The following is a 21,770-nucleotide window of genomic DNA, read 5'->3' on the forward strand; positions in this document are numbered from 1 at the left end:
GAACTCCACGGACTCTAACAGTGCGCAGCCACTCGGAAGAAGCGCGTACCGCCCCTCCCCCACTCACGGGGTACGGGATGCCCGGGTTTGCCACACAAAAGAACGAGGACACGTCAACGGAATGCCCGGAAAACGCGATGCCCGGGAAACGCGATGCCCGGGAAACGCGCGAGCCCCGCACCTCCCGAAGGAGGTGCGGGGCTCGCACGGAAGTCAGCGGGCTCAGACGAGCTCGGTGACGGTACCGCCGGCGGCGGTGATCTTCTCGGTGGCGGAGCCGGAGACGGCGTCGACCGTCACCTGCAGCGCAACCGAGATCTCGCCGGTGCCGAGCACCTTGACGAGGGAGTTCTTGCGAACCGCGCCCTTGGCGACCAGGTCCTCGACGGTGACCTCTCCACCCTGCGGGTAGAGCTCGGCCAGCTTGTCGAGGTTGACGACCTGGAACGTGATCTTGAACGGGTTCTTGAAACCCTTCAGCTTCGGCAGGCGCATGTGGAGCGGCATCTGGCCACCCTCGAAGCGATGCGGAACCTGGTAGCGGGCCTTGGTGCCCTTGGTACCACGACCGGCGGTCTTACCCTTGGAGGCCTCACCACGACCCACGCGGATCTTGTCGGTCTTGGCACCCGGGGCGGGACGCAGGTTGTGGATCTTGATCGGGTTGTCGCCCATGATCAGTCCACCTCCTCAACCGTCACCAGGTGACGGACCGTTTGGGCCATCCCGCGGATCTCGGGACGGTCCTCCTTCACCACGACGTCGTGCATGCGCTTGAGACCAAGCGAACGCAGGGTGTCACGGTGATTCTGCTTGCTGCCGATGTACGACTTGGTCTGCGTGATCTTCAGGCGAGCCATCAGGCACTCACCCCTGCAGCACGCGCCCGCAGCAGAGCAGCGGGAGCCACGTCCTCCAGCGGCAGGCCACGACGAGCGGCGATCTCCTCGGGGCGCACGAGGCCCTTCAGAGCAGCCACGGTGGCGTGCACGATGTTGATCGCGTTGTCCGAGCCGAGCGACTTCGACAGGATGTCGTGAATGCCGGCGCACTCCAGGACGGCGCGCACCGGACCACCGGCGATAACACCGGTACCGGGGGCGGCGGGCTTCAGAAGCACGACGCCGGCGGCCTTCTCACCCTGGATCGGGTGCGGGATGGTGCCCTGGATACGGGGGACCTTGAAGAAGTTCTTCTTGGCCTCCTCAACACCCTTGGCGATGGCGGCCGGAACCTCCTTCGCCTTCCCGTAACCGACACCCACGGTGCCGTCACCGTCGCCCACCACGACCAGCGCGGTGAAGCTGAAACGACGACCACCCTTGACAACCTTGGCGACACGGTTGATCGCGACAACGCGCTCGACGTAAGCGGTCTTCTCGACGGCGGGGGCGTTGCCCCGGTCGTCACGCTTACGGTCGCGCCGCTCGCCACCGCCGGTGCCACCGCCGGCGCCGCTACCGCGGCGCTGGGGTCCAGCCATTGGAATTACCTCTCTCGATTACGTCCGTCGACTGAGTCGACGAGCGGCTTAGAAGTCGAGCCCGGCCTCGCGAGCCGCGTCCGCCAGGGCGGCGATGCGGCCGGCGTACCGGTTGCCCGCGCGGTCGAAGACGACCGACTCGATGCCGGCGGCCTTGGCGCGCTCGGCGACCAGGCTCCCGACCTTCTTGGCCAGCTCGGTCTTGTCGCCCTCGGCGCCCTTGATGGACACGTCGAGGGTGGACGCCGACGCCAGGGTGTGACCCTTGGCGTCGTCGATGACCTGGGCGACCATGTGACGGTTCGAGCGCGTCACGACGAGGCGCGGACGCACCTCGGTGCCGACGACGCGCTTGCGAACGCGGATCGCGCGGCGCTTACGAGCGGCGCTCTTGTAGGCGTTGCCCTTGCCGATCTTGACAGAGACGCTCATCGCTTACTTACCACTCTTTCCGACCTTGCGGCGGATGACCTCGCCCGCGTACTTGACGCCCTTGGCCTTGTACGGGTCGGGCTTGCGCAGCTTGCGGATCTTCGCGGCGACCTCGCCGACCTTCTGCTTGTCGATGCCGTCCACGTGGAACTTGGTGGCCGACTCGACGACGAAGGAAATGCCCTCAGGGGCCTCGACCAGGATCGGGTGGCTGTAGCCCAGCTGGAACTCCATGTCGGAGCCCTTCGCCAGAACTCGGTAGCCGACACCGCTGATCTCCAGCGACTTGCGGTAGCCCGCGGTCACGCCGGTGATCATGTTCGCCACCAGCGTGCGGGAAAGGCCGTGCAGGGCCTTCGACAGACGCTCGTCGTTGGGGCGGGTGACGAGCAGCGTGCCGTCCTCGCCCTTACCGATCTCGATCGGCGCGGCGACAACGTGGGTGAGGGAGCCCTTGGGGCCCTTCACCGAGACCGCCCGGCCATCGATGGTGACGTCCACGCCAGCGGGGACCTGGATGGGCAGCCGTCCAATGCGCGACATTGCTGTACCTCCGTTTCCCGAATTACCAGACGTAGGCGAGAACTTCTCCGCCTACGCCCTTCTTGGCGGCCTGCTTGTCGGTGAGGAGACCCGAGGACGTGGAGATGATCGCCACGCCCAGGCCGCCGAGCACCTTCGGCAGGTTGGTGGACTTTGCGTAGACCCGCAGGCCCGGCTTGCTGATCCGCTTGATGCCAGCGATCGAGCGCTCACGGTTGGGGCCGAACTTGAGCTCGATGGTCAGCTTCTTGCCGACCTCGCCCTCAACGGGCTCCTCAACCTTGTAGGAGGAGATGTACCCCTCCTGCTGCAGGATCTCGGCGACGTGCGCCTTGATCTTGCTGGCCGGCATCGCCACGGAATCGTGGTACGCCGAGTTAGCGTTACGCAGACGCGTGAGCATGTCTGCGATGGGGTCGGTCATGGTCATGATGGCCTCAGGCCTCTCTCGCCGTGGTTTCTCCGCGCCAGGTCCCCCTGCCGCACTCCGAGGAGTGCGGCAGGGGCACAGACGCAGGGGACCTGCGGCGTCGTAAGACTGGGTGCGAGCCCTCCGAAGAGGGTCGACGGCAGCTATGGAGCTCCCGCGACAGGGGGCCCGACCTCACTACCCTACGGGATTCCGTACGCAGCCCCAAAAAGGGGCGCTGTGGGGTCGGGCACACCTGCTTCGCTATGGCATTACCGCGAGGTCCTGGACTACCAGGAGCTCTTGGTCACGCCCGGCAGCTCGCCGCGGTGCGCCATCTCACGAAGGCAGACACGGCAGAGGCCGAACTTGCGGTACACCGAGTGCGGACGGCCGCAGCGCTGGCACCGGGTGTAGGCCCGGACGCCGAACTTCGGCTTGCGCTCGGCCTTCGCGATGAGGGACTTCTTCGCCATGTGGTTACGCCTCCTTGAACGGGAAGCCCAGAGCGCGCAGGAGCGCCCGGCCCTCGTCGTCGGTCTGGGCGGTGGTCACGACGGTGATGTCCATACCGCGCTGACGGTCGACCTTGTCCTGGTCGATCTCGTGGAACATGACCTGCTCGGTCAGACCGAAGGTGTAGTTGCCACGGCCGTCGAACTGCTTCGGGGAGAGGCCACGGAAGTCACGGATACGCGGCAGGGCCAGCGACACCAGACGGTCCAGGAACTCCCACATGCGGTCACCGCGGAGGGTGACGTGGGTGCCGATCGGCTGGCCCTCACGCAGCTTGAACTGCGCGATGGACTTGCGAGCCTTCGTCACCGCCGGCTTCTGACCGGTGATGGCGGTGAGGTCGCGGATCGCGCCCTCGATCAGCTTGCTGTCACGGGCGGCCTCGCCGACACCCATGTTGACGACGACCTTGACCAGGCCGGGCGTCAGCATGACGTTCTCGTACGAGAACTGCTCCTGCAGCTGACCCTTGATCTCGGAGTTGTAACGCTCCTTGAGACGGGGGGTCACCTTCTCAACAGTCGTCTCAGACATCAGATGTCCTCACCGGTTCGCTTGGCAACGCGGATCTTGTTGCCCTCGTCATCGAAGCGGTAGCCAACGCGGGTGACGACCTTCTTGCCGTCCTTCTCCACGACCAGCTGGACGTTGGAGACGTGCACCGGGGCCTCGACGGTGACAATGCCACCCTGAGTGCCCGGGCCCGGCTTGGTGTGCTTCTTGACCCGGTTCACACCCTCGACCAGGACCTTGTTCTCGGCGGGCATGGCCTGAATGACCTTGCCCTGCTTGCCGCGGTCCTTGCCGGTGATGACCTGAACCAGGTCACCCTTCTTGATCTTCATGCTGTTCGCCATGGGTTAGAGCACCTCCGGCGCAAGCGAGATGATCTTCATGAACTTCTTGTCACGCAGCTCGCGGCCCACCGGGCCGAAGATGCGGGTACCACGGGGGTCACCATCGGTGTTCTTCAGAACGACCGCGGCGTTCTCGTCGAAGCGGATGTACGAGCCATCCGGACGACGACGCGACTTCACGGTACGGACGACGACGCACTTGACGACGTCACCCTTCTTCACCGAACCGCCGGGGATCGCGTCCTTGACGGTCGCGACGATGACGTCCCCGATGCCGGCGTAGCGGCGACCGGAACCACCGAGAACGCGGATGCAAAGGATTTCCTTCGCGCCCGTGTTGTCGGCGACTCGCAGTCGCGACTCCTGCTGGATCACAGCTTTCTCCTGATCGTCAACGAGAGCTGACGGGCCGGCCGCTGCTCACACCAGCGCCCGCGAGGGGCCTGGTGCACATACGGCCGTACCGCATCAACTTCGTTACTTGGCCTTCTCGAGGATCTCGACGACGCGCCAGCGCTTCGTCGCGGACAGCGGGCGGGTCTCCGCGAGGAGGACCCGGTCGCCGATGCCGCAGGCGTTCGCCTCGTCGTGCGCCTTCAGCTTGTTCGTACGGCGGATGACCTTGCCGTACAGAGCGTGCTTGACGCGGTCCTCGACGGCGACGACGACGGTCTTGTCCATCTTGTCGCTGACGACGAGACCCTCACGGGTCTTGCGGAAACCGCGCGTCTCGTTGGTGTTCTCAGTCATCAGGCGTTCTCCACCGTCTCGATGCCCAGCTCGCGCTCGCGCATCAGGGTGTAGATCCGCGCGATGTCCTTACGGACGAGCTTGAGCCGTCCGTGGTTGTCGAGCTGCCCGGTCGCCGCCTGGAAGCGGAGGTTGAACAGCTCCTCCTTGGCCTCACGGAGCTTGGCAACGAGACCCTCGTTGTCCAGCTCGCGGAGGTCAGCAGCCTTGGTGCCGGCCGACATCAGCTCTCACCTGCCTCGCGCCGGATGATCCGGCACTTCATCGGGAGCTTGTGAGCTGCGCGGGTCAGCGCCTCACGAGCCACCTTCTCGTTGGGGTACGACAGCTCGAACATGACCCGACCCGGGTGCACGTTCGCGATCCACCACTCGGGCGAACCCTTACCGGAACCCATGCGGGTCTCGGCCGGCTTCTTGGTGAGCGGACGGTCCGGGTAGATGTTGATCCAGACCTTGCCGCCACGCTTGATGTGACGGGTGACGGCGATACGAGCGGACTCGATCTGCCGGTTCGTCACGTAGGCCGGGGTGACGGCCTGGATGCCGTACTCGCCGAAGGCGAGCTCGGTGCCACCCTTGGCAGCGCCACGGCGCTTGGGGTGGTGCTGCTTGCGGTGCTTGACCCGACGGGGGATCAGCATTGGGGTCAGGCCTCCGTTCCGGTGTTCTCGGCAGCCGGAGCCTCCGCGGCCGCGGCCGCAGGGGCCTCGGACGCGGCGGGGCGACGGCCGCGGCCACCGCGCTCGCCACCACGGCGCTCGCCACCGCGGGCGGGACGACCACCCTCGGGACGGGCCGGGCGGTTACCCGAGCGGGCAGCGGCGTTCTCAGCGCGGACCTCGGCGATGTTCTTGACGTCGCCCTTGTAGATCCAGACCTTCACACCGATGCGGCCGAAGGTCGTCTTGGCCTCGAAGAAGCCGTAGTCGACGTTCGCGCGCAGGGTGTGCAGCGGCACACGGCCCTCGCGGTAGAACTCCGAACGGCTCATCTCGGCGCCGCCGAGACGACCGGAGCACTGGACCTTGATGCCCTTGGCGCCGGACTTCATGGTGCCCTGCATCGACTTGCGCATGGCACGGCGGAAGGAGACGCGGGAGGACAGCTGCTCCGCGACGCCCTGAGCCACGAGCTGGGCGTCCAGCTCGGGGTTCTTGACCTCGAGGATGTTCAGCTGGACCTGCTTGCCGGTCAGCTTCTCGAGGTCGCCGCGGATGCGGTCGGCCTCGGTGCCACGGCGGCCGATGACGATGCCGGGGCGAGCGGTGTGGATGTCAACGCGGACGCGGTCGCGGGTGCGCTCGATCTCGACCTTGGAGATGCCGGCGCGCTCCATGCCCTTCGTCATCATGCGACGAATGGCAACGTCTTCCTTGACGTAGTCCTTGTACAGCTTGTCGGCGTACCAGCGGGACTTGAAGTCCGTGCTGATGCCGAGGCGGAACCCGTGCGGGTTAACCTTCTGGCCCATTACCGGGTCCCTTCCTTGCTGCTGACGACCACGGTGATGTGGCTGGTCCGCTTGCGGATCCGGTAGGCACGACCCTGCGCACGCGGACGGAACCGCTTCAGGGTCGGGCCCTCGTCAACGTACGCCTCGCTGATGACGAGGTCGTCCACGTTGGAGTGGTTGTAGTTGTGCGCGGCGTTGGCAATGGCGCTGTCGAGCACCTTGCCGACGGGCACGGTGGCGGCCTGCGGAGCGAAACGCAGGACGGCCTGGGCCTCCGTGGCCGGAAGGCCACGGATGAGGTCCACCACGCGGCGGGCCTTCATGGGCGTGACGCGGATGTACCGCGCCTGGGCCCTGGCTTCCATGGTTGTCCCCTTGCTGGTGTAAGTCATTGAGTCGGTAATCTCGCTGGCGACTAGCGACGCTTCGACTTGCGGTCGTCCTTGACGTGACCGCGGAAGGTACGCGTCGGCGCGAACTCGCCGAGCTTGTGGCCGACCATCGACTCGGTGACGAACACCGGGACGTGCTTACGGCCATCGTGCACCGCGATCGTGTGGCCGAGCATGGCCGGGAAGATCACGGAGCGACGGGACCAGGTCTTGATGACGTTCTGGGTACCCGCCTCGTTCTGCGCGTCCACCTTCTTGAGAAGGTGGCCGTCGATGAAGGGGCCCTTCTTGAGACTGCGCGGCATCTGACCTGCTCCTAGCGCTTCTTGTTGGTCTTGCGGCGGCGCACGATGAGGGCGTTCGAAGCCTTCTTCGGGCTACGAGTGCGACCCTCCTTCTGGCCCCACGGCGAGACCGGGTGGCGGCCACCAGAGGTCTTACCCTCACCACCACCGTGCGGGTGGTCGATCGGGTTCATGGCGACACCACGCACGGTCGGGCGAACGCCCTTCCAGCGCATACGGCCGGCCTTGCCCCAGTTGATGTTCGACTGCTCGGCGTTGCCGACCTCGCCGACGGTGGCGCGGCAGCGCGCGTCCACCAGGCGGATCTCACCGGAGGGCATGCGCAGGTGCGCCATCTTGCCCTCACGCGCCAGCAGCTGGATGCCGGCACCGGCGGAGCGGGCCATCTTGGCACCGCCACCGGGACGCAGCTCCACCGCGTGGATGGTGGTACCGACCGGGATGTTGCGCAGCGGCAGGTTGTTGCCCGGCTTGATGTCGGCGCCAGCGCCGTTCTCGATCCGGTCACCCTGCGCGATGCCGCGCGGCGCGATGATGTAGCGCTTCTCGCCGTCCGCGTAGTGCAGGAGCGCGATGCGCGCGGTGCGGTTCGGGTCGTACTCGATGTGCGCGACCTTGGCCGGCACGCCGTCCTTGTCGTGACGACGGAAGTCGATCACGCGGTAGGCGCGCTTGTGCCCGCCACCCTGGTGGCGAACGGTGATCCGACCGGCGTTGTTACGGCCGCCCTTGCTGTGCAGGGGGCGAACCAGCGACTTCTCCGGCGTGGACCGCGTGATCTCTACGAAGTCGGCCACGCTGGAGCCACGACGGCCCGGCGTAGTCGGCTTGTACTTGCGGATGCCCATTTGGCTCTCTCGTCCTCGTCCTTATCGACGATCACGATCTCCGTTAGGAGACCGGACCACCGAAGATGTCGATGCGGTTGCCCTCAGCCAGCGTCACGATGGCGCGCTTGGTGTCCTTGCGCTTGCCAAAGCCCGTCTTGGAGCGCTTGCGCTTGCCCTGACGGTTGAGCGTGTTGACGGACTCGACCTTGACCGAGAAGACCGCCTCGACGGCCTGCTTGATCTGGGTCTTGTTGGCACCGGGCGACACGACGAACGTGTACTTGTTCTCGTCGAGGAGCGAGTAGCTCTTCTCCGAGATGACCGGCTTCACCAGGACGTCACGGGGGTCCGTGAACGTCTTGCTCGTGATCTCTGCAGCCATCAGGCGGCGCTCCCTTCGAGCTCGCCCTCAGCAGCCACGGCCTTGGCGGACGCGGCGGGACCCGCCACGAAACGCTCGAAGGCGGCCTGGGTGAAGACCACATCGTCGGAGACGAGCACGTCGTAGGTGTTCAGCTGACCGGCGTCCAGGATGTGCACGTGCGGCAGGTTGCGGGCGCTCTTCAGACCCAGCTCGTCGGCACGCTCGACGACGAGGAGGATGTTCTTGCGCTCGGTGATCTTGCCGAACAGACCCTTGGCGGCCTTGGTCGACGGCGCCTCGGCCGCGATCACGTCGGTGACGACGTGGATGCGGTTGTGGCGGGCCCGGTCGGTGAGCGCACCGCGCAGGGCGGCGGCGATCATCTTCTTCGGGGTCCGCTGCGAGTAGTCGCGCGGCACGGGACCGTGCACGACGCCACCGCCGGCGAACTGCGGGGCGCGGGTCGAGCCCTGACGGGCGCGGCCGGTGCCCTTCTGGCGGTACGGCTTACGGCCGCCACCGCGGACCTCGGCACGAGTCTTGGTCTTGTGGGTGCCCTGACGGGCCGCAGCGAGCTGCGCCACGACGACCTGGTGCATCAGCGGAACGCTGACCTTCGCGTCGAAGATCTCGGCCGGCAGCTCGAGGCTGCCGGTCTTGTCGCCCGAGGGCGACAGGATGTCAATGGTGCTCATATCCTCACAGCCCCTTCGCCGCGGTGCGGACGAGGACGAGGCCGCCGTTCGGACCCGGGATTGCGCCCTTGATCAGGAGCAGCCCCTTCTCCGCGTCAACGGCATGGACGGTCAGGTTCTGGGTGGTCACGCGCTCGTGGCCCATCCGGCCGGCCATCCTCATGCCCTTGAACACGCGACCCGGGGTGGCGCAGCCACCGATCGAGCCGGGCGAGCGGTGCTTGCGCTGCACACCGTGACCGGCGCCGAGGCCCCGGAAGTTGTGGCGCTTCATGACACCGGCGAAGCCCTTGCCCTTGGAGGTGCCGGTCACGTCGACCTTGACACCCGCCTCGAACAGCTCCGCGGTGATCTCCTGGCCGAGGGTGTACTCGGACGCGTCCGAGGTACGGAGCTCGACCAGGTGGCGGCGCGGGGTGACACCGGCCTTGGCGAAGTGGCCCGCGAGGGGCTTGTTCACCTTGCGGGGGTCGATCTCGCCGAAGCCGATCTGGACGGCGTCGTAGCCGGCCGGACTGTCAGCGGTGTGGACCTGGGTCACGACATTGGGCCCAGCCTTGACGACGGTCACCGGAACGATCCGGTTGTTCTCGTCCCAGACCTGGGTCATGCCGAGCTTCTCGCCCAGGATGCCCTTAATCTGCTTAGCCATCTTCGGTGCGCCTCTCAGAGCTTGATCTCGATGTCGACGCCAGCCGGCAGGTCGAGACGCATGAGCGAGTCAACCGTCTTCGGCGTGGGGTCGAGGATGTCGATCAGACGCTTGTGAGTACGCATCTCGAAGTGCTCGCGCGAGTCCTTGTACTTGTGCGGCGAGCGGATGACGCAGTACACGTTCTTCTCAGTGGGCAGCGGCACCGGGCCTGCGACCTGCGCACCAGTTCGGATCACCGTCTCGACGATCTTCTTCGCCGAGGAATCGATGACCTCGTGGTCGTAGGCCTTGAGCCGGATGCGGATCTTCTGTCCCGCCATGGCTACTCAGTAGTCCTTTGTCCTTAGTCACTGCACGACCACCCTCCGACCCCCGCGCTCGGGCGTGTCGCGCTCGCGCTTGCAAAAAACCGGCGAAAAGCTCGTCGGTTTCAAACTTTCGGGGTGGGGGGGCCGGGCCGAGGCCCCGCATGCACTTCCCGGAAGATTCCCGTACTTTCGCCCCGCAGCTGCCGTGGCGTCGACTTCACGCTTAACGGCCATCACGGGAACGACGAGTACCTGGGACTCGCTTCCAGTCCTCCCGGCGGGAGGCGCACAGCATCGGCAACTCAACCGAGCAACTTGGACATACTGCCACATGGAGCAGCCCGGATGCCAATCGGGGCCGGTGAGGTCGCCCTCACCGGCCCCGATCGGGTGACCGTCCTCAGCCGCGGCACGCACCACCGCGGACCCGCGTCACCAGGGTCGCTTGCTCCCGCAGGTCAGCGCCCACTCGTCGCCGGTCACGTTGGCGCACCACAGCTGACCCTTGTCGGGCTCGTTGTTGTACTCCTTGAGCTCCTTGTTCACCGGCGCGCAGTCGGTCGGCCCGGCCGGGTCGTACTTCGGGCACTTGCCGTTGCGGTTCACCAGGATGTGGGCGCGCCAGGCGTCCGCGCCCATGTCGATGCCCTTGGCCCCGGCGACCGGCACGTACTCGGGCTTGGTGGTCGGCATGTAGCGGTCCGCCGACCAGGAGGCGGCCATGGTGGCGAACAGCGCCACCGCGCAGACCGCGCCGGCGACCAGCCGGCCGGTGACCGCGGGCCGCAGGGTGAGCGGCGCCGGCCGCCCGTCGGTGCCGACCCGCTGCACCGTGCGCAGCCAGCCGGCGCCCCGCTGGACGAGGAACATCAGGCCGAGCACCGCGAGGATCATCAACGCGTACAGGATGATCCAGGTCGTCCGCGGGTACAGCTGGATGGACTTGGTCTGGGCCATCTGGGAGGCGAACCAGAAGCGCAGCAGCCAGGCGCTGATCAGGGTGGCCGTCACGGTCCGGACGGTGATGCTGCGCAGCCCGAGGCCCAGCGCCAGCGCGACCCCGGCGAGCAGCAGCAGGGTGTAGGCGCTCTGCCCGGCGAGCTCACCGTGCCACGGGAAGTCGTGGTAGTTCAGGTCGCCGTTGCGGTCCGAGGCCCAGCCCATGATGTACGCCGGGTCGATGTACACCGAGAGGTACGCGTACCGGTCCTTGGCCTGGGCACCCAGCCGCACCAGCTCGTACAGCAGCGGCGAGCCGACCACGCCGGCGCTCACCAGCGTCACGCCGAGGAACAGCAGCACCCGCTTGATCCGGGCGGCGCCCTGGCGCCACGGGATGACGAACAGCGTCAGGACGAGGACGCCGGGCGCGGCCCAGACGAACCAGCCCGAGTACCAGAGGAACATCAGGCCGAACGAGACGCCGAAGCCGAGGCCGCGCAGCACCGTGGACCGGGTCGACAGCTCGTGCGACCGGCGGAGCTCCCGCAGGGCGGCGGCCAGCATCGGCACCATGACCAGCATCGTGACGTGGCTGTACGGCCGGATCGGGTCGAGGAAGAGGATCGCCGACGGGACGGCGATCAGCAGCGCCCAGACCGGCCGCAGCATCAGCCGCCAGGAGAGGTACGCCATCGGGCCGACCAGTGCGCTGCAGATCAGCTGGACGTCCTTCATGGCGTAGCCGACGCCGCCGACGCCGCCGTAGAACAGCTTCGACCAGACCGCCAGCAGCGCCGGGAAGCCGGGCGGGTAGACGCCGGGCAGGCCCTTGCCGCGCAGCATGTCGTTGGCCATGCCCATGAGGTTGCCCGGGTCGCCCTCCTGACCGCCGAGGCCCCACTGGGTGCCGTTCAGCGCCACCGCGATCCCGCCCGCGACCGCGCCGGTGGCCAGTCCCGCGACGGCCGCGCAGACCAGCCGCTGGGCCAGCTGGTACCGGGCCAGGCTGCCCCGGTAGGCGGCGTACAGCAGCACCGCCAGGATGGGCAGGCCCACGATGGCGGCGTACTTCTGGAGCATGGCCAGACCGCTGACCTGGCCCACCCGGTTCAGCGGGTTGACGTCGATGCGGGTGCAGAGCAGCGCGAAGCCGAACGCCGCCACGATCGAGACCAGGGCCTCGGCCGAGCGGACCGCCCAGGGGCGCTCCAGCAGGCCGTCGAGCCGTCCGGGGCGGGGCGCGATCGCGCCCTCCGGTTCGAGCGACTCCTTGCGGGAGCCGCCGACCGGGCTGGTGGCCAGATCAGTCATGTCAGTCACTTCCGTGCAGTGGCCACGTCCGATGAGTGGCGAAGAATGGCGCAGTGGACCGGCGATCAGCGGCCATCATAGGGCGCTTACCAGAAGCCGAGGCCTCGGGCAAGAACCCCGTTCCGGCCGTATCGGGGCTGGGGCGTGGTGGTTCAGCAAGGTCCGCCCGGTCGGTCGTCGGTGCTCCCCATGAGCACCCCCTCACCCACCCAGAGCCCAGCGGCCGACCGAAGCGCTTACTCCCACCCCGTCGAATTCGGCCGGGCGCCTCGGGGGCGCCGTGACCCGGGGGCGTCCGGCCGGCTGCCGGCACCGCCCTCGGACCCGCTCGGGTCAGCTGCTGCGGACCGCGCGGCCGACCATGGCGCCGGCGTGGGAGAAGTCACCCGCGCCGAGCCGGCCGGCGGCGACCATCAGGGCGTGCAGGCGGGACGAGAGGTGAAGGTCGGCCGAGCGCGCAGCGTTGGTCCAGCCCTTGGCGCGCAGTTCCTTGGAGATCAGCGAGTAGTACCGCAGCTCCTCGTCGAAGCGCTTGCCGTCCTTGACCCGGTTCGAGGAGTCGCTGGCCTGGTGGCGCCGGTAGCGGAACACCTCGCGCTCGTCGACCAGCAGGTTGCCGCCCTCCATCAGCATGTCGACCATGAACGCCAGGTCGTGGATGGCGTCGATGTCCGGGCGGTACGGGATCTTCGACAGCGCGGACTGGCGGTAGGTGAGCGACGGCGTGTACAGCCAGTTGCCGGACAGCAGGCTCTTCACCGCGGCCTCGCCGCTGATCACCCCGGCCTTGCGGGCCGGTGCGCTGATCCGGCGCTTGACCTTGTCGCCGATGCCGAGCGAGGGCACCAGGGTCCCGTCGCTGTCCATCACCCGCACGCCCGGCTGGACGGCGATCGCGTTCGGGTCGGCCCGCAGGCGCTCCAGGACGACGTCCAGGTAGTCGGGCTCCAGCAGGTCGTCGGCGCCCATCATCGAGACGAACTCGCGCTCGGCCAGGGTGGAGGCCTTGTAGGTGTTGCCGTTGGGCCCCAGCCGCTCCGCGTTGCGGATGTACCGGATCCGCTCGTCGTTCAGGCTCTCGATGTACTGGGGCGCCCGGAAGCCCGGGTACTGGTCGTCCACGATGGTCAGCCGCCAGTCCTGCTGGTGCTGGGCCCGGATGCTGTCGATGGTGGCGAACAGGTACTCCGGATCGCCGTAGTACGGGATGACGAAATCGACGCTCATGACGGCGCCGCACCTCCTGGTCCTGGATCACGCTTCGGTGCCGCCCGGCCGCGGCCAGCGGGCGCCCCAAGTCAACCAGCTTTGCCGGGCCCGTGCGTCAGCCGGTCGGCCCACACCGGTGCCGGGGGGCGGAAACCGGGTGCGCAGAGGCCGCCAATCGGAAATTCTGGCACAAGGAAATACGTCCACCGGGCGGCCGGGGGATGAATGAACTCGGTAATGTCCGGATTTTCCGGAGCCCAAAAAGGCGGCACCTATTGGCGCCCCCTTCTTCCACAACGGATGAACGGGCGTCACCGTTCGGCTCGGTGGCCGACGGTCGACGGGATCGTTCGCCGACCTCTCCGGCGGCGCGCTCACCCGCACGCACGGCTGAGGGCCGGCACCCCGTCGGGGGTGCCGGCCCTCAGGCCTCGTGCCCTGTCGCGTGGAGCGCGATCAGTGGTCGGAGCCGACCGGAGCGTCGAGGCGGTCGTTGTTGTGACGGACGCCCTCGGTGATGGCGACCGTACGGGCCAGGTCGGTGAGCTTCTTCTCCAGCGACCGGAAGCGCAGGTAGGTGTTGAGCGTCAGGAAGCCCATGGCGATGACCATCAGGTAGAGCACCAGGTCCGTGCCACGGCCGACGCCCAGCGCGGTGGCCAGCTTGGTCACGCCGGCCGGCCACAGGATCGCGATGACGTTGGCGACGACGAAGAGCGAGAAGGCGATGCGCTTCCACGCCCGGGTGTTCGCGGCGTCCCAGCGCCGGACGAACAGAAGGGCCATGCCCACGGCGGCCAGGACGAGGATCAGCTGGATCCAGAGGTGATTCATCGGCGGTTACGCTCCCGCAGCGAGATGTCGAAGAGGATGTTCACGCCGTTGATCAGGGACTGGCCCTTGGCGCGCGAGTAGTCGGTGTAGAGGATGTCCACCGGCACCTCTGCCACCCGGAGGTCCGAGCCGGCGAGGAAGGAGACGATCTCCGAAGCGTGGGCCATGCCGTTCATGGTGATCCGGATGCGGCTGGCCGCCTCCCGGTTCATCACGCGCAGACCGTTGTGCGCGTCGGTGAGCTTGAGCTTGCGGGCGGTCGGGCTGACCGCGGCGGCGGTGCGGAGCACGACCCGCTTGATCCACGGCACCTGGCCGGTCTGCTCGATGAAGCGGGAGCCGAGCACGATGTCGGCCTCGTCCTGGCGCAGCAGCGCCACCATCTTCTCCACGTCGGCGGTCTGGTGCTGGCCGTCCGCGTCGAAGGTGGCGAAGTACTCGGCGCCCTCCTGCTCCAGCGCGTACTTCAGGCCGGTCTGCAGCGCTGCGCCCTGGCCCAGGTTGACCGGGTGCCGCACCAGGTGGGCGCCGGTCGTCATGACGTGCTTCGCCGTGTCGTCGGTGCAGCCGTCGTCGATCACCACGATGTTGGGGAAGGTCTTGCGTGCCCCCTCCACGACCTCGGCGATCACCTGGCCTTCGTTGTAGGCCGGGATCACCAGCCAGACGTTGTCATAGTCGGACACAGGGGCTCCATGCTTGGCGAACGGCACGGCGTCGCGTGCCTCGGTCTGTCTGTCGGTGGTGATCACGGGCGTCGTCGGCCAATCACAGTCCGGTCCCCCACCGTCACGAGGTCCGCAGCGGCTCGGCCGCGCTCCTGCTGTCCAGCCCGGAGTGCCCGGAGGCGGCGGGGCGGGAGGGGAACGCGCGGTACAGCGCCCACAGCATCAGGACGGCGCTGATCAGCGCGCCGGCCAGGTACGCGAGCTCGGCACGGAGACCGACGTCGCCCGGGGAGAGGGCGACCGCAACCAATGCTACGGAACCGGCTGTCCAGCCCACCAGCTGTCGGCGGTGCTGGGCGCTCGACATCAGCGCCTGGCCGAAGACCGTCGCGAGGACGTAGCAGAGCGTGCCGAGGACGAGCCAGGTGAAGTCCAGCGGGTTGAGCAGGTCCTTGGCGTTGAAGAGCAGCGGGTTGAGCCAGGCGCCGAGCGCGATGACCGGCAGCCCACCGCCGATGCACATGGCGGCGACGATCGCCGTGGTGCGGGTCAGCACCTTGCGGAACTCGGCGTGGTCGCCGGCCGCGGTGGCACCCGAGAGCGCGGAGACCATGGAGGCCTGGAGGGCGCTGTAGGCGAAGAGCGGCACGCGGGCCATCACCACGGCCTGGCCGAGGGCGAAGACCAGGGCGTCGGACGCCTCGGAGTGCTTCGGCGCGAGCAGGCGCACGCAGACGACGGTCGCGTTCACCACCAGCTGGCTGAGCATCACGGAGCCGATCAGCAGGCCGAGCCCGCTGGTGAGCTGGCGCCAGGACACCTCCGGCCCGGGGGCGCGGTCGGCGAGGATGCCCCGCAGGCCGATCAGCGAGGCGGCGACCGGGGCGACCACCAGGATCAGGCCGAAGGCCAGCGCCGAGTGCAGCCCGAGGACGGCGGTCAGCGCGGCCAGCCCGATGCGCAGGGCACCGTCGACGGCCAGCTGGGTGCCGTAGGGGCCGAACAGCCCGAGGCCGGCCAGCGCACCGCGGGAGACCGAGCTCACCGCGAGGCCCGCCATGCCGCCGGCGAGGGCCACCACGAGGGTCCGGTCGCCGCCGAACAGCTGGTCGGCGATCGGGCCGGCGGCGGCCGCCAGCACGGCGCAGGCCGCGACCAGGATCGCCAGGGCGAGCAGCAGCATCCGCCGTACCGCGGGCAGTGCCCCCGCCCCGGACACCTTGCGGGCGGCGACCAGCCTCGTCAGCTCCAGTTCGACGGGCTGGAACAGGCCCCACCCGACGGACATCACGATCGTCCAGAGCATCGTCACCCTGGCTGCGCCGGCCGTGCCCAGGCTGTAGCCCACGAGCGCCATGTAGACGTACGCCGAGGCGCCGAGCACGACCGTCCCACCGACCACGAGCCGGGCCCCCGGGGGTAGCACCCCGAGCAGCTTGGCGATCGGGTTCTTCATCACATGATCACCGAATTAACCGGCCGACCTTGCCACACATCTCCGCACGAGGCCGGCCCGGCCGTGCGATTGCTGTGAATAGTAGCGGGTAGCCGTGAACGTCCGATGACGGTGGGCCCCACCCTCAGACCCCCGGGAAGGTACGGGACCACGGCTCCGTCCACAGGTTCTGAGGATCGCTCAGCACCGTCACCGTGACACCCTGCGCCGCCAGGTCCCGCTTGATCCGGTCGCCCACGGAGCGGTCGGCGGTCAGGACGGTCGGCGGGACGGGCGCGGCCGGGAGCTTGTCGATGGCTCCCTTGAGGCGGCCCAGAGACTTCTGGTAGTCCTCCTCCTTCACCTGGGGGCCGCCGATGGACACCCAGTGGATGTCGTACAGCGCCGTCATGTCGCCCCCGCGCCGGTTCAGCAGCGAGGCGAGCCAGGTGGCCTTGAGGTTCTTGTAGTCGTCGTTGGCGAAGAGCGCGATCACCGGGCCCTTGCTCGATATGTCGAGCGCCTGCGCGCCCTTGGGGCCCATGTCCCCCTTGAACTCGCCGCGTCCCCAGGCCACCAGCGGGTTGCCGGACCAGGCGGACGGGTTGTCCTTGGTGGTCAGGAAGCCCCACTGCACGTTGGCGAAGAGGCTGAGCGCGGCGGCGACGGCGAGGCCGGATATCGCCAGCTCGCCGAGGCGGCTCGGCAGCGTGCGGCCCGTCCCCCGGTACGGGCTCTGCAGCATGACCCCGACGGCGCCGAGGGATATCAGGCTGACCACGACCCCCACGGCCGTCATCTTGTGGAAGTAGTACGAGTACTTGCCGATGGTGTGCAGCTGGTAGGCGGCGAAGGCGCTGAGCAGCCCGCCGGTGCCGAGCAGGACCGCGAGGTGCGCCTGGCCGACGGCGGTCCGGCGGTTGCGCGGCATGACCGCGGCCAGCAGGCCGAGCAGCCCGCCGCCGATGAGTATGGAGCGGTCGGCCCCGACGCTCGGGCCGTTCATGTTCGAGGCACCGGCCACGTCGAGGTTGCCCAGTATGGACAGGACGCTCGGCAGCGCGGCCACGCCCAGCGCGCACGCCAGCGCGCCGGCGGTCCACCACCAGCGCCCGGCGAACTTGCGCCGGTGCGCCACCAGCGCGCCCAGCAGTGCCACGCCGACGAAGGCGCCGTAGATGTTGTACGCGTAGGTGACGGTGATCAGCCCGGCCGACGCGGCCAGCACGAACTCGGTGGTGCCCATCGCCGGCCGGATCATCACGGCCAGCGCGAGTGCTATCAGCAGCAGCCCGATGAAGGTCGAGTCGAAGCCGTGGACCATCAGGTCCATGTAGTTGCTCGCGAACATGATCGCGCCGACGGTCGCGCACACCGCCGCGCAGCGCCAGCCGCGCAGCCGCGGCCCGCCGATCCACCGGGCCGCCCAGACCAGTGCGGCGCAGAACAGCGCGTACCCCACCAGCAGGTACAGGAAGTACCGGTTCATGGTGTAGAGCATGTCGCCGGAGTCGGCGGCGGAGTGGACGAGGGTGTCCGTCCAGGCCAGCAGGAAGTGGGAGCCCTGCGGGTACGTCACCTCGGACGGCGGTATCAGGTAGGACCGGGCCGCCTCCTGGTGGAGGAAGTTGAAGCCGCCGACGTTCTGGATGCCGGAGAAGAAGGAGAAGTGCGCGAGCCGGTCCTCCGACGTGGCGAAGTAGGCGACCCGCTCGGCCGCCGACGTTCCCGCGATCGGGTGGAACAGGTAGTGCCAGACGCCGTAGCCGGTGCCCAGGACCAGCAGGTCGGACCAGCGGAAGCGCAACGGCAGGCGCGGGCCGCGGCGGGCGGCCCAGGCGGCAACCGTCACCACGCTGAACATCAGGCCGGTGGTGGCGACGGGCGAGAGGCCCCACGGCCAGAGCGAGAAGAGCAGGCCGAACGTCAGCACCGAACCGGCGAGCACCAGCCCGGCGACGAACAGCCGGTCGAGCAGCACACCACCGACCCGGAGCACGGCGGCTATGGAGAACAGCAGCAGCGGCAGCAGCAGGACGCCCAGGTCCAGCGCGACCAGCCCGGTCGGCACCAGCCAGGACAGGGCCAGCCCCCCGGCCAGGACGAGCGGGTTGCGCCTGGACCGTCCACCGGTGATCGGCGCGGGCGGCGGCCCCGGCGGTGCGGTCGGTCGTTGAAGCTCGCGCTCAGGCGAGGAATGTACGGTCGACACGGTGCCGTGCCCCTTCGGTCAAGTCCCTGCCGCCCGTCTCCCCGGCCGGGTGCGGACTTCCACTACCGTCAGCGGGCAGGCTACGAGCCACAGCATACCGAGGGGCCCGTCGGCACGACGGGCTGAGGGGGCCGGGTGGACGGTCCGCGAACGGCCGGTAACGGGCGCCGTTCAGCGCCGGTTCAGCCCCGGAAGACCCAGATCTTCAGCAGCACGAACCGGGCCACCGTGGCGAGCCCGTTGGCGACGACCAGCCCGGCGACCTCGACCGGCCGGGAGGCGTTCGGCGCCACCTGGTCCAGCAGGGCGAGCACGCCCGCGCTGAGGCCGAGCCCGATCAGGAAGGCCACCGCGCCCTGCAGCTGGTGCCGGACCATGCCCTGCGAGCCGGTGACCCCGAAGGTGAAGCGGCGGTTGGCCGCGGTGTTGGCCACCGCGCTGACGGCCAGCGCGATCAGGTTCGCCGCCTGCGGGTCGGTGAACCACCGCGCGGCGACGAACAGCGCCAGGTAGAAGACGGTGCTGAGCACGCCGATGACCAGGAAGGACGGCAGCTGGCGGCGGGTCGACGGGGCCGGCTCGGCGGGCTCGGCCGGTTCCTCGGTGACGGTCACCGGCCCGGGCCCCGCGCGTCGCCGTGCGCCGCGTCGCCGTGCGCCAGTTCGTCGTCGGCCGAGTCGTAGCCGACGAAGTAGGTCGGGCGGGCCTGCACCGCCGAGTAGATCCGGCCGACGTACTCCCCCAGCAGTCCGACGCAGATCAGCTGCACGGCGCCGATGAAGAGCATGCCGATGAACAGCGAGGACCAGCCGGGCACGGTCGCACCGAGCGCGTACGAGAGAGTGGTGTAGACCGCGAGGGCCAGGCAGACCACGAAGCTCACCAGGCCCAGCCAGGTGGCCAGCCGCAGCGGGGCGGCGGAGAAGTTGGTCACGCTGTCCAGTGCGAGCCGGACCATCTTGGACAGCGGGTAGTGGGTGCCGCCGGCCACCCGCTCCTCCCGGACGTACACCACCTCGCCGCTGGGGAAGCCGAGCCACGGCACCAGCAGCCGGTAGACCGGCTGGTGCTCGGGCAGCTGCTTGAGGGCCTCCACGGCCGCGCGGCTGAGCAGGCGGAAGTCGCCGGCCTGGTTGGGCATCCGCTTGCCGACCAGCTTGCGCATCAGCCAGTAGTAGGCGCCGGCCGTCCGGCGCTTGAAGGCGGTGTCGGTGGCGCGGTCCCCGCGCACGCCGTAGACCACGTCGAAGCCCTGCTCGCGGGCCAGGTCGAGCATCTCCGGGATCTTCTCCGGCGGGTCCTGGAGGTCGGCGTCGATGCTCACCACGTAGTCGCCGCGCGCCCGGTGGATGCCGGCGGTGAGCGCGGCCTGGTGTCCCGAGTTGCGGGCGAAGCGGACGATGCGGAACTCCGGCCAGTCCTGCCGGACCTTCTGCAGGACGACGGGGGTGGCGTCCGTACTGCCGTCGTCGACGCCCACGACCTCGTAGTCGACCCCGAGCCCGTCCAGGATCGGCCGCAGCCGCTCCACGGTCAGCGGGAGCGCCTCCTGCTCGTTGTAGATCGGCATCACGACCGACAACAGTGGTGCCGTTGGCATGCGTTGGATCCCACTTTCCGCGACGGCGGCCTGGACGGTCGCCCGACAATAACAGCCGGCCATGAGCAGCCCGTGAGAGCGGGTGAAGGCCTGATGAAGGCCGAAGGGCTCCGCACACCTGGGTGTGCGGAGCCCTTCGGTTCGCCTGTGCGGGACAGACAGGTCAGAACATCAATTACTTGATGATCTTGGTGACCTGGCCGGCGCCCACGGTGCGGCCACCCTCACGGATGGCGAACTTCAGGCCCTCCTCCATGGCGATCGGCTGGATCAGCGCGACCGTCATGGCGGTGTTGTCGCCCGGCATGACCATCTCGGTGCCCTCGGGGAGGGTCACGACGCCGGTCACGTCCGTGGTACGGAAGTAGAACTGCGGGCGGTAGTTGTTGAAGAACGGGGTGTGGCGGCCACCCTCGTCCTTCGACAGGATGTAGGACTGGGCCTCGAAGTCGGTGTGCGGCGTGACCGAACCCGGCTTGATGATGACCTGGCCGCGCTCGACGTCCTCGCGCTTGATGCCACGGAGGAGCAGACCGACGTTCTCGCCGGCCTGGCCCTCGTCGAGCAGCTTGCGGAACATCTCGATGCCGGTGACCGTGGTGGTGGTCTTGGTCTCCTTGATGCCGATGATGTCGACAGTCTCGTTGACCTTGAGGATGCCACGCTCGATACGACCGGTGACGACGGTGCCACGACCGGTGATCGTGAAGACGTCCTCGATCGGCATCAGGAACGGCTGGTCCACGGCGCGGGCCGGGGTCGGGATGGCCTCGTCCACGGCGGCCATGAGGCCGAGGAGCTTCTCGCCCCACTCCTTGTCGCCCTCCAGCGCCTTCAGCGCGGAGACGCGGACGACCGGCAGGTCGTCGCCCGGGAACTCGTACTCCGAGAGGAGCTCGCGGACCTCGAGCTCGACGAGCTCCAGGATCTCCTCGTCGTCCACCATGTCGGCCTTGTTCAGGGCGACGACGATGTAGGGGACGCCGACCTGGCGGGCCAGGAGGACGTGCTCCTTGGTCTGCGGCATCGGGCCGTCGGTGGCGGCGACGACGAGGATCGCACCGTCCATCTGGGCCGCACCGGTGATCATGTTCTTGATGTAGTCCGCGTGACCCGGGCAGTCGACGTGGGCGTAGTGACGCGCCTCGGTCTGGTACTCGACGTGCGCGATCGAGATGGTGATACCGCGCTGCCGCTCCTCCGGCGCCTTGTCGATCTGGTCGAACGGCGTGAAGGGGTTGATATCCGGGTGAGCGTCGTGCAGCACCTTGGTGATGGCCGCGGTAAGGGTCGTCTTACCGTGGTCAATGTGACCAATGGTGCCGATGTTGACGTGGGGCTTCGTCCGCTCGAACTTCGCCTTCGCCACTGCAGTCCTCCTGAGGACAGTTCTGTACGCCGTGCTGACGTCAGTTGGTCTTTGATCGGGTTTGGGCCCGAGGTGCCGGAAGCACCTCGCACCGTCCCGCGGGGTGGGGGCCGGAGGCCCCCCGGGAGAATCCGGTCGGATTCTCCCGGGACGCCTCCTAATAGCCTAAGGGTTCACAATCGTCCCGAAATATCGG

The 21,770-nt window shown here is 68.3% G+C and carries 30 protein-coding genes; all 30 read right to left on the minus strand.

Annotated features, from left to right (window positions below):
* Positions 1–222 precede the first annotated feature (222 nt).
* The 30 genes from rplO to tuf all read right to left on the minus strand — a co-directional run bounded on the left by rplO (position 223) and on the right by tuf (position 21,574).
* Positions 223–678 carry a 50S ribosomal protein L15 gene (gene rplO / locus AB0R04_RS08665; protein ID WP_363369408.1) on the minus strand — a complete coding sequence of 152 codons (456 nt, stop codon included), beginning with the start codon at positions 676–678 and terminating at the stop codon, positions 223–225.
* Positions 678–860, minus strand: a complete 183-nt coding sequence (gene rpmD, locus AB0R04_RS08670; protein ID WP_030251557.1) for a 50S ribosomal protein L30 — start codon at positions 858–860, stop codon at positions 678–680. The genes rplO and rpmD overlap by 1 nt, the downstream gene beginning before the upstream one ends.
* The gene (rpsE, locus tag AB0R04_RS08675) at positions 860–1,483 is read right to left on the minus strand and encodes a 30S ribosomal protein S5 (protein WP_030055834.1); all 624 of its coding nucleotides are present in this window, start codon (positions 1,481–1,483) and stop codon (positions 860–862) included. Before rpsE ends, rpmD begins: the two co-directional genes overlap by 1 nt.
* 48 nt (positions 1,484–1,531) lie before the next feature.
* Positions 1,532–1,915 (minus strand): 50S ribosomal protein L18, encoded by a 384-nt coding sequence (gene rplR / locus AB0R04_RS08680; protein ID WP_030280785.1) that lies wholly within the window; start codon positions 1,913–1,915, stop codon positions 1,532–1,534.
* A gap of 3 nt (positions 1,916–1,918) precedes the next feature.
* The gene (gene rplF / locus AB0R04_RS08685; RefSeq protein WP_063348971.1) at positions 1,919–2,458 is read right to left on the minus strand and encodes a 50S ribosomal protein L6; all 540 of its coding nucleotides are present in this window, start codon (positions 2,456–2,458) and stop codon (positions 1,919–1,921) included.
* 22 nt (positions 2,459–2,480) lie between these two features.
* Entirely contained in the window at positions 2,481–2,888 is a 408-nt protein-coding gene (gene rpsH, locus AB0R04_RS08690) for a 30S ribosomal protein S8 (RefSeq protein WP_030055831.1), read from the minus strand.
* Between the two features lie 269 nt (positions 2,889–3,157).
* Positions 3,158–3,343, minus strand: a complete 186-nt coding sequence (locus AB0R04_RS08695; protein ID WP_030393303.1) for a type Z 30S ribosomal protein S14 — start codon at positions 3,341–3,343, stop codon at positions 3,158–3,160.
* A gap of 4 nt (positions 3,344–3,347) precedes the next feature.
* Positions 3,348–3,917: a 50S ribosomal protein L5 gene (gene rplE / locus AB0R04_RS08700; protein ID WP_030393302.1), complete on the minus strand. Its 570-nt coding sequence runs from the start codon at positions 3,915–3,917 to the stop codon at positions 3,348–3,350.
* Entirely contained in the window at positions 3,917–4,228 is a 312-nt protein-coding gene (gene rplX, locus AB0R04_RS08705; RefSeq protein ID WP_030055828.1) for a 50S ribosomal protein L24, read from the minus strand. The genes rplE and rplX overlap by 1 nt, the downstream gene beginning before the upstream one ends.
* Positions 4,229–4,243: 15 nt before the next feature.
* Positions 4,244–4,615 carry a 50S ribosomal protein L14 gene (gene rplN / locus AB0R04_RS08710; protein WP_030393301.1) on the minus strand — a complete coding sequence of 124 codons (372 nt, stop codon included), beginning with the start codon at positions 4,613–4,615 and terminating at the stop codon, positions 4,244–4,246.
* Between the two features lie 102 nt (positions 4,616–4,717).
* Positions 4,718–4,990, minus strand: coding sequence for a 30S ribosomal protein S17 (rpsQ, locus tag AB0R04_RS08715; protein WP_030055826.1), 273 nt, complete (start codon positions 4,988–4,990; stop codon positions 4,718–4,720).
* On the minus strand, positions 4,990–5,214 hold the full coding sequence (gene rpmC / locus AB0R04_RS08720; protein WP_063348970.1) for a 50S ribosomal protein L29: 225 nt from the start codon (positions 5,212–5,214) through the stop codon (positions 4,990–4,992). Before rpmC ends, rpsQ begins: the two co-directional genes overlap by 1 nt.
* Positions 5,214–5,633 (minus strand): 50S ribosomal protein L16, encoded by a 420-nt coding sequence (gene rplP, locus AB0R04_RS08725; protein ID WP_030055824.1) that lies wholly within the window; start codon positions 5,631–5,633, stop codon positions 5,214–5,216. Before rplP ends, rpmC begins: the two co-directional genes overlap by 1 nt.
* A 5-nt stretch (positions 5,634–5,638) precedes the next feature.
* Positions 5,639–6,463, minus strand: coding sequence for a 30S ribosomal protein S3 (gene rpsC, locus AB0R04_RS08730; protein WP_063348969.1), 825 nt, complete (start codon positions 6,461–6,463; stop codon positions 5,639–5,641).
* A complete protein-coding gene (gene rplV, locus AB0R04_RS08735) occupies positions 6,463–6,810 on the minus strand; it encodes a 50S ribosomal protein L22 (RefSeq protein WP_030055822.1) in 348 nt (115 codons plus the stop codon). Before rplV ends, rpsC begins: the two co-directional genes overlap by 1 nt.
* Positions 6,811–6,860: 50 nt before the next feature.
* Positions 6,861–7,142, minus strand: a complete 282-nt coding sequence (rpsS, locus tag AB0R04_RS08740) for a 30S ribosomal protein S19 (RefSeq protein ID WP_030055821.1) — start codon at positions 7,140–7,142, stop codon at positions 6,861–6,863.
* Positions 7,143–7,153: 11 nt separating this feature from the next.
* A complete protein-coding gene (rplB, locus tag AB0R04_RS08745; RefSeq protein ID WP_063348968.1) occupies positions 7,154–7,990 on the minus strand; it encodes a 50S ribosomal protein L2 in 837 nt (278 codons plus the stop codon).
* Positions 7,991–8,033: 43 nt separating this feature from the next.
* Complete coding sequence (gene rplW, locus AB0R04_RS08750) at positions 8,034–8,357, minus strand: 50S ribosomal protein L23 (RefSeq protein ID WP_104816576.1); 324 nt, start codon at positions 8,355–8,357, stop codon at positions 8,034–8,036.
* Positions 8,354–9,031: a 50S ribosomal protein L4 gene (gene rplD / locus AB0R04_RS08755; RefSeq protein ID WP_063348966.1), complete on the minus strand. Its 678-nt coding sequence runs from the start codon at positions 9,029–9,031 to the stop codon at positions 8,354–8,356. The genes rplW and rplD overlap by 4 nt, the downstream gene beginning before the upstream one ends.
* Positions 9,032–9,035: 4 nt before the next feature.
* Positions 9,036–9,683: a 50S ribosomal protein L3 gene (gene rplC / locus AB0R04_RS08760; protein WP_063348965.1), complete on the minus strand. Its 648-nt coding sequence runs from the start codon at positions 9,681–9,683 to the stop codon at positions 9,036–9,038.
* A gap of 14 nt (positions 9,684–9,697) precedes the next feature.
* On the minus strand, positions 9,698–10,006 hold the full coding sequence (rpsJ, locus tag AB0R04_RS08765) for a 30S ribosomal protein S10 (RefSeq protein ID WP_012785157.1): 309 nt from the start codon (positions 10,004–10,006) through the stop codon (positions 9,698–9,700).
* A 420-nt stretch (positions 10,007–10,426) separates the two neighbouring features.
* Positions 10,427–12,247, minus strand: a complete 1,821-nt coding sequence (locus AB0R04_RS08770; RefSeq protein ID WP_363369317.1) for a hypothetical protein — start codon at positions 12,245–12,247, stop codon at positions 10,427–10,429.
* A 333-nt stretch (positions 12,248–12,580) separates the two neighbouring features.
* Positions 12,581–13,474, minus strand: a complete 894-nt coding sequence (locus AB0R04_RS08775; RefSeq protein ID WP_063348963.1) for a glycosyltransferase — start codon at positions 13,472–13,474, stop codon at positions 12,581–12,583.
* A gap of 438 nt (positions 13,475–13,912) precedes the next feature.
* Positions 13,913–14,290 (minus strand): DUF2304 domain-containing protein, encoded by a 378-nt coding sequence (locus AB0R04_RS08780; protein ID WP_063348962.1) that lies wholly within the window; start codon positions 14,288–14,290, stop codon positions 13,913–13,915.
* On the minus strand, positions 14,287–14,976 hold the full coding sequence (locus tag AB0R04_RS08785; RefSeq protein WP_063348961.1) for a glycosyltransferase family 2 protein: 690 nt from the start codon (positions 14,974–14,976) through the stop codon (positions 14,287–14,289). Before AB0R04_RS08785 ends, AB0R04_RS08780 begins: the two co-directional genes overlap by 4 nt.
* 103 nt (positions 14,977–15,079) lie before the next feature.
* On the minus strand, positions 15,080–16,414 hold the full coding sequence (locus AB0R04_RS08790; protein ID WP_363369320.1) for a hypothetical protein: 1,335 nt from the start codon (positions 16,412–16,414) through the stop codon (positions 15,080–15,082).
* Positions 16,415–16,538: 124 nt separating this feature from the next.
* Entirely contained in the window at positions 16,539–18,605 is a 2,067-nt protein-coding gene (locus tag AB0R04_RS08795; protein ID WP_363369322.1) for a hypothetical protein, read from the minus strand.
* 182 nt (positions 18,606–18,787) lie between these two features.
* A complete protein-coding gene (locus tag AB0R04_RS08800) occupies positions 18,788–19,219 on the minus strand; it encodes a GtrA family protein (protein ID WP_363369324.1) in 432 nt (143 codons plus the stop codon).
* Positions 19,216–20,205: a glycosyltransferase family 2 protein gene (locus tag AB0R04_RS08805; protein WP_363369326.1), complete on the minus strand. Its 990-nt coding sequence runs from the start codon at positions 20,203–20,205 to the stop codon at positions 19,216–19,218. The genes AB0R04_RS08800 and AB0R04_RS08805 overlap by 4 nt, the downstream gene beginning before the upstream one ends.
* Positions 20,206–20,380: 175 nt before the next feature.
* Positions 20,381–21,574 carry an elongation factor Tu gene (gene tuf, locus AB0R04_RS08810; RefSeq protein WP_188301648.1) on the minus strand — a complete coding sequence of 398 codons (1,194 nt, stop codon included), beginning with the start codon at positions 21,572–21,574 and terminating at the stop codon, positions 20,381–20,383.
* Positions 21,575–21,770 lie beyond the last annotated feature (196 nt).

It is taken from the genome of Kitasatospora sp. NPDC056731 (assembly GCF_040687675.1).
Classification (GTDB): domain Bacteria; phylum Actinomycetota; class Actinomycetes; order Streptomycetales; family Streptomycetaceae; genus Kitasatospora.

Excerpts from the sequence above, each read along its gene's own strand:
- rpmD (WP_030251557.1), bottom strand. The coding sequence starts at position 860 with ATGGCTCGCCTGAAGATCACGCAGACCAAGTCGTACATCGGCAGCAAG.
- rpsE (WP_030055834.1), bottom strand. The coding sequence starts at position 1,483 with ATGGCTGGACCCCAGCGCCGCGGTAGCGGCGCCGGCGGTGGCACCGGC.
- rplR (WP_030280785.1), bottom strand. The coding sequence starts at position 1,915 with ATGAGCGTCTCTGTCAAGATCGGCAAGGGCAACGCCTACAAGAGCGCC.
- rplF (WP_063348971.1), bottom strand. The coding sequence starts at position 2,458 with ATGTCGCGCATTGGACGGCTGCCCATCCAGGTCCCCGCTGGCGTGGAC.
- rpsH (WP_030055831.1), bottom strand. The coding sequence starts at position 2,888 with ATGACCATGACCGACCCCATCGCAGACATGCTCACGCGTCTGCGTAAC.
- AB0R04_RS08695 (WP_030393303.1), bottom strand. The coding sequence starts at position 3,343 with ATGGCGAAGAAGTCCCTCATCGCGAAGGCCGAGCGCAAGCCGAAGTTC.
- rplE (WP_030393302.1), bottom strand. The coding sequence starts at position 3,917 with ATGTCTGAGACGACTGTTGAGAAGGTGACCCCCCGTCTCAAGGAGCGT.
- rplX (WP_030055828.1), bottom strand. The coding sequence starts at position 4,228 with ATGAAGATCAAGAAGGGTGACCTGGTTCAGGTCATCACCGGCAAGGAC.
- rpsQ (WP_030055826.1), bottom strand. The coding sequence starts at position 4,990 with ATGACTGAGAACACCAACGAGACGCGCGGTTTCCGCAAGACCCGTGAG.
- rpmC (WP_063348970.1), bottom strand. The coding sequence starts at position 5,214 with ATGTCGGCCGGCACCAAGGCTGCTGACCTCCGCGAGCTGGACAACGAG.
- rplP (WP_030055824.1), bottom strand. The coding sequence starts at position 5,633 with ATGCTGATCCCCCGTCGGGTCAAGCACCGCAAGCAGCACCACCCCAAG.
- rpsC (WP_063348969.1), bottom strand. The coding sequence starts at position 6,463 with ATGGGCCAGAAGGTTAACCCGCACGGGTTCCGCCTCGGCATCAGCACG.
- rplV (WP_030055822.1), bottom strand. The coding sequence starts at position 6,810 with ATGGAAGCCAGGGCCCAGGCGCGGTACATCCGCGTCACGCCCATGAAG.
- rpsS (WP_030055821.1), bottom strand. The coding sequence starts at position 7,142 with ATGCCGCGCAGTCTCAAGAAGGGCCCCTTCATCGACGGCCACCTTCTC.
- rplB (WP_063348968.1), bottom strand. The coding sequence starts at position 7,990 with ATGGGCATCCGCAAGTACAAGCCGACTACGCCGGGCCGTCGTGGCTCC.
- rplD (WP_063348966.1), bottom strand. The coding sequence starts at position 9,031 with ATGAGCACCATTGACATCCTGTCGCCCTCGGGCGACAAGACCGGCAGC.
- rplC (WP_063348965.1), bottom strand. The coding sequence starts at position 9,683 with ATGGCTAAGCAGATTAAGGGCATCCTGGGCGAGAAGCTCGGCATGACC.
- rpsJ (WP_012785157.1), bottom strand. The coding sequence starts at position 10,006 with ATGGCGGGACAGAAGATCCGCATCCGGCTCAAGGCCTACGACCACGAG.
- AB0R04_RS08770 (WP_363369317.1), bottom strand. The coding sequence starts at position 12,247 with ATGACTGATCTGGCCACCAGCCCGGTCGGCGGCTCCCGCAAGGAGTCG.
- AB0R04_RS08775 (WP_063348963.1), bottom strand. The coding sequence starts at position 13,474 with ATGAGCGTCGATTTCGTCATCCCGTACTACGGCGATCCGGAGTACCTG.
- AB0R04_RS08780 (WP_063348962.1), bottom strand. The coding sequence starts at position 14,290 with ATGAATCACCTCTGGATCCAGCTGATCCTCGTCCTGGCCGCCGTGGGC.
- AB0R04_RS08790 (WP_363369320.1), bottom strand. The coding sequence starts at position 16,414 with ATGAAGAACCCGATCGCCAAGCTGCTCGGGGTGCTACCCCCGGGGGCC.
- AB0R04_RS08805 (WP_363369326.1), bottom strand. The coding sequence starts at position 20,205 with ATGCCAACGGCACCACTGTTGTCGGTCGTGATGCCGATCTACAACGAG.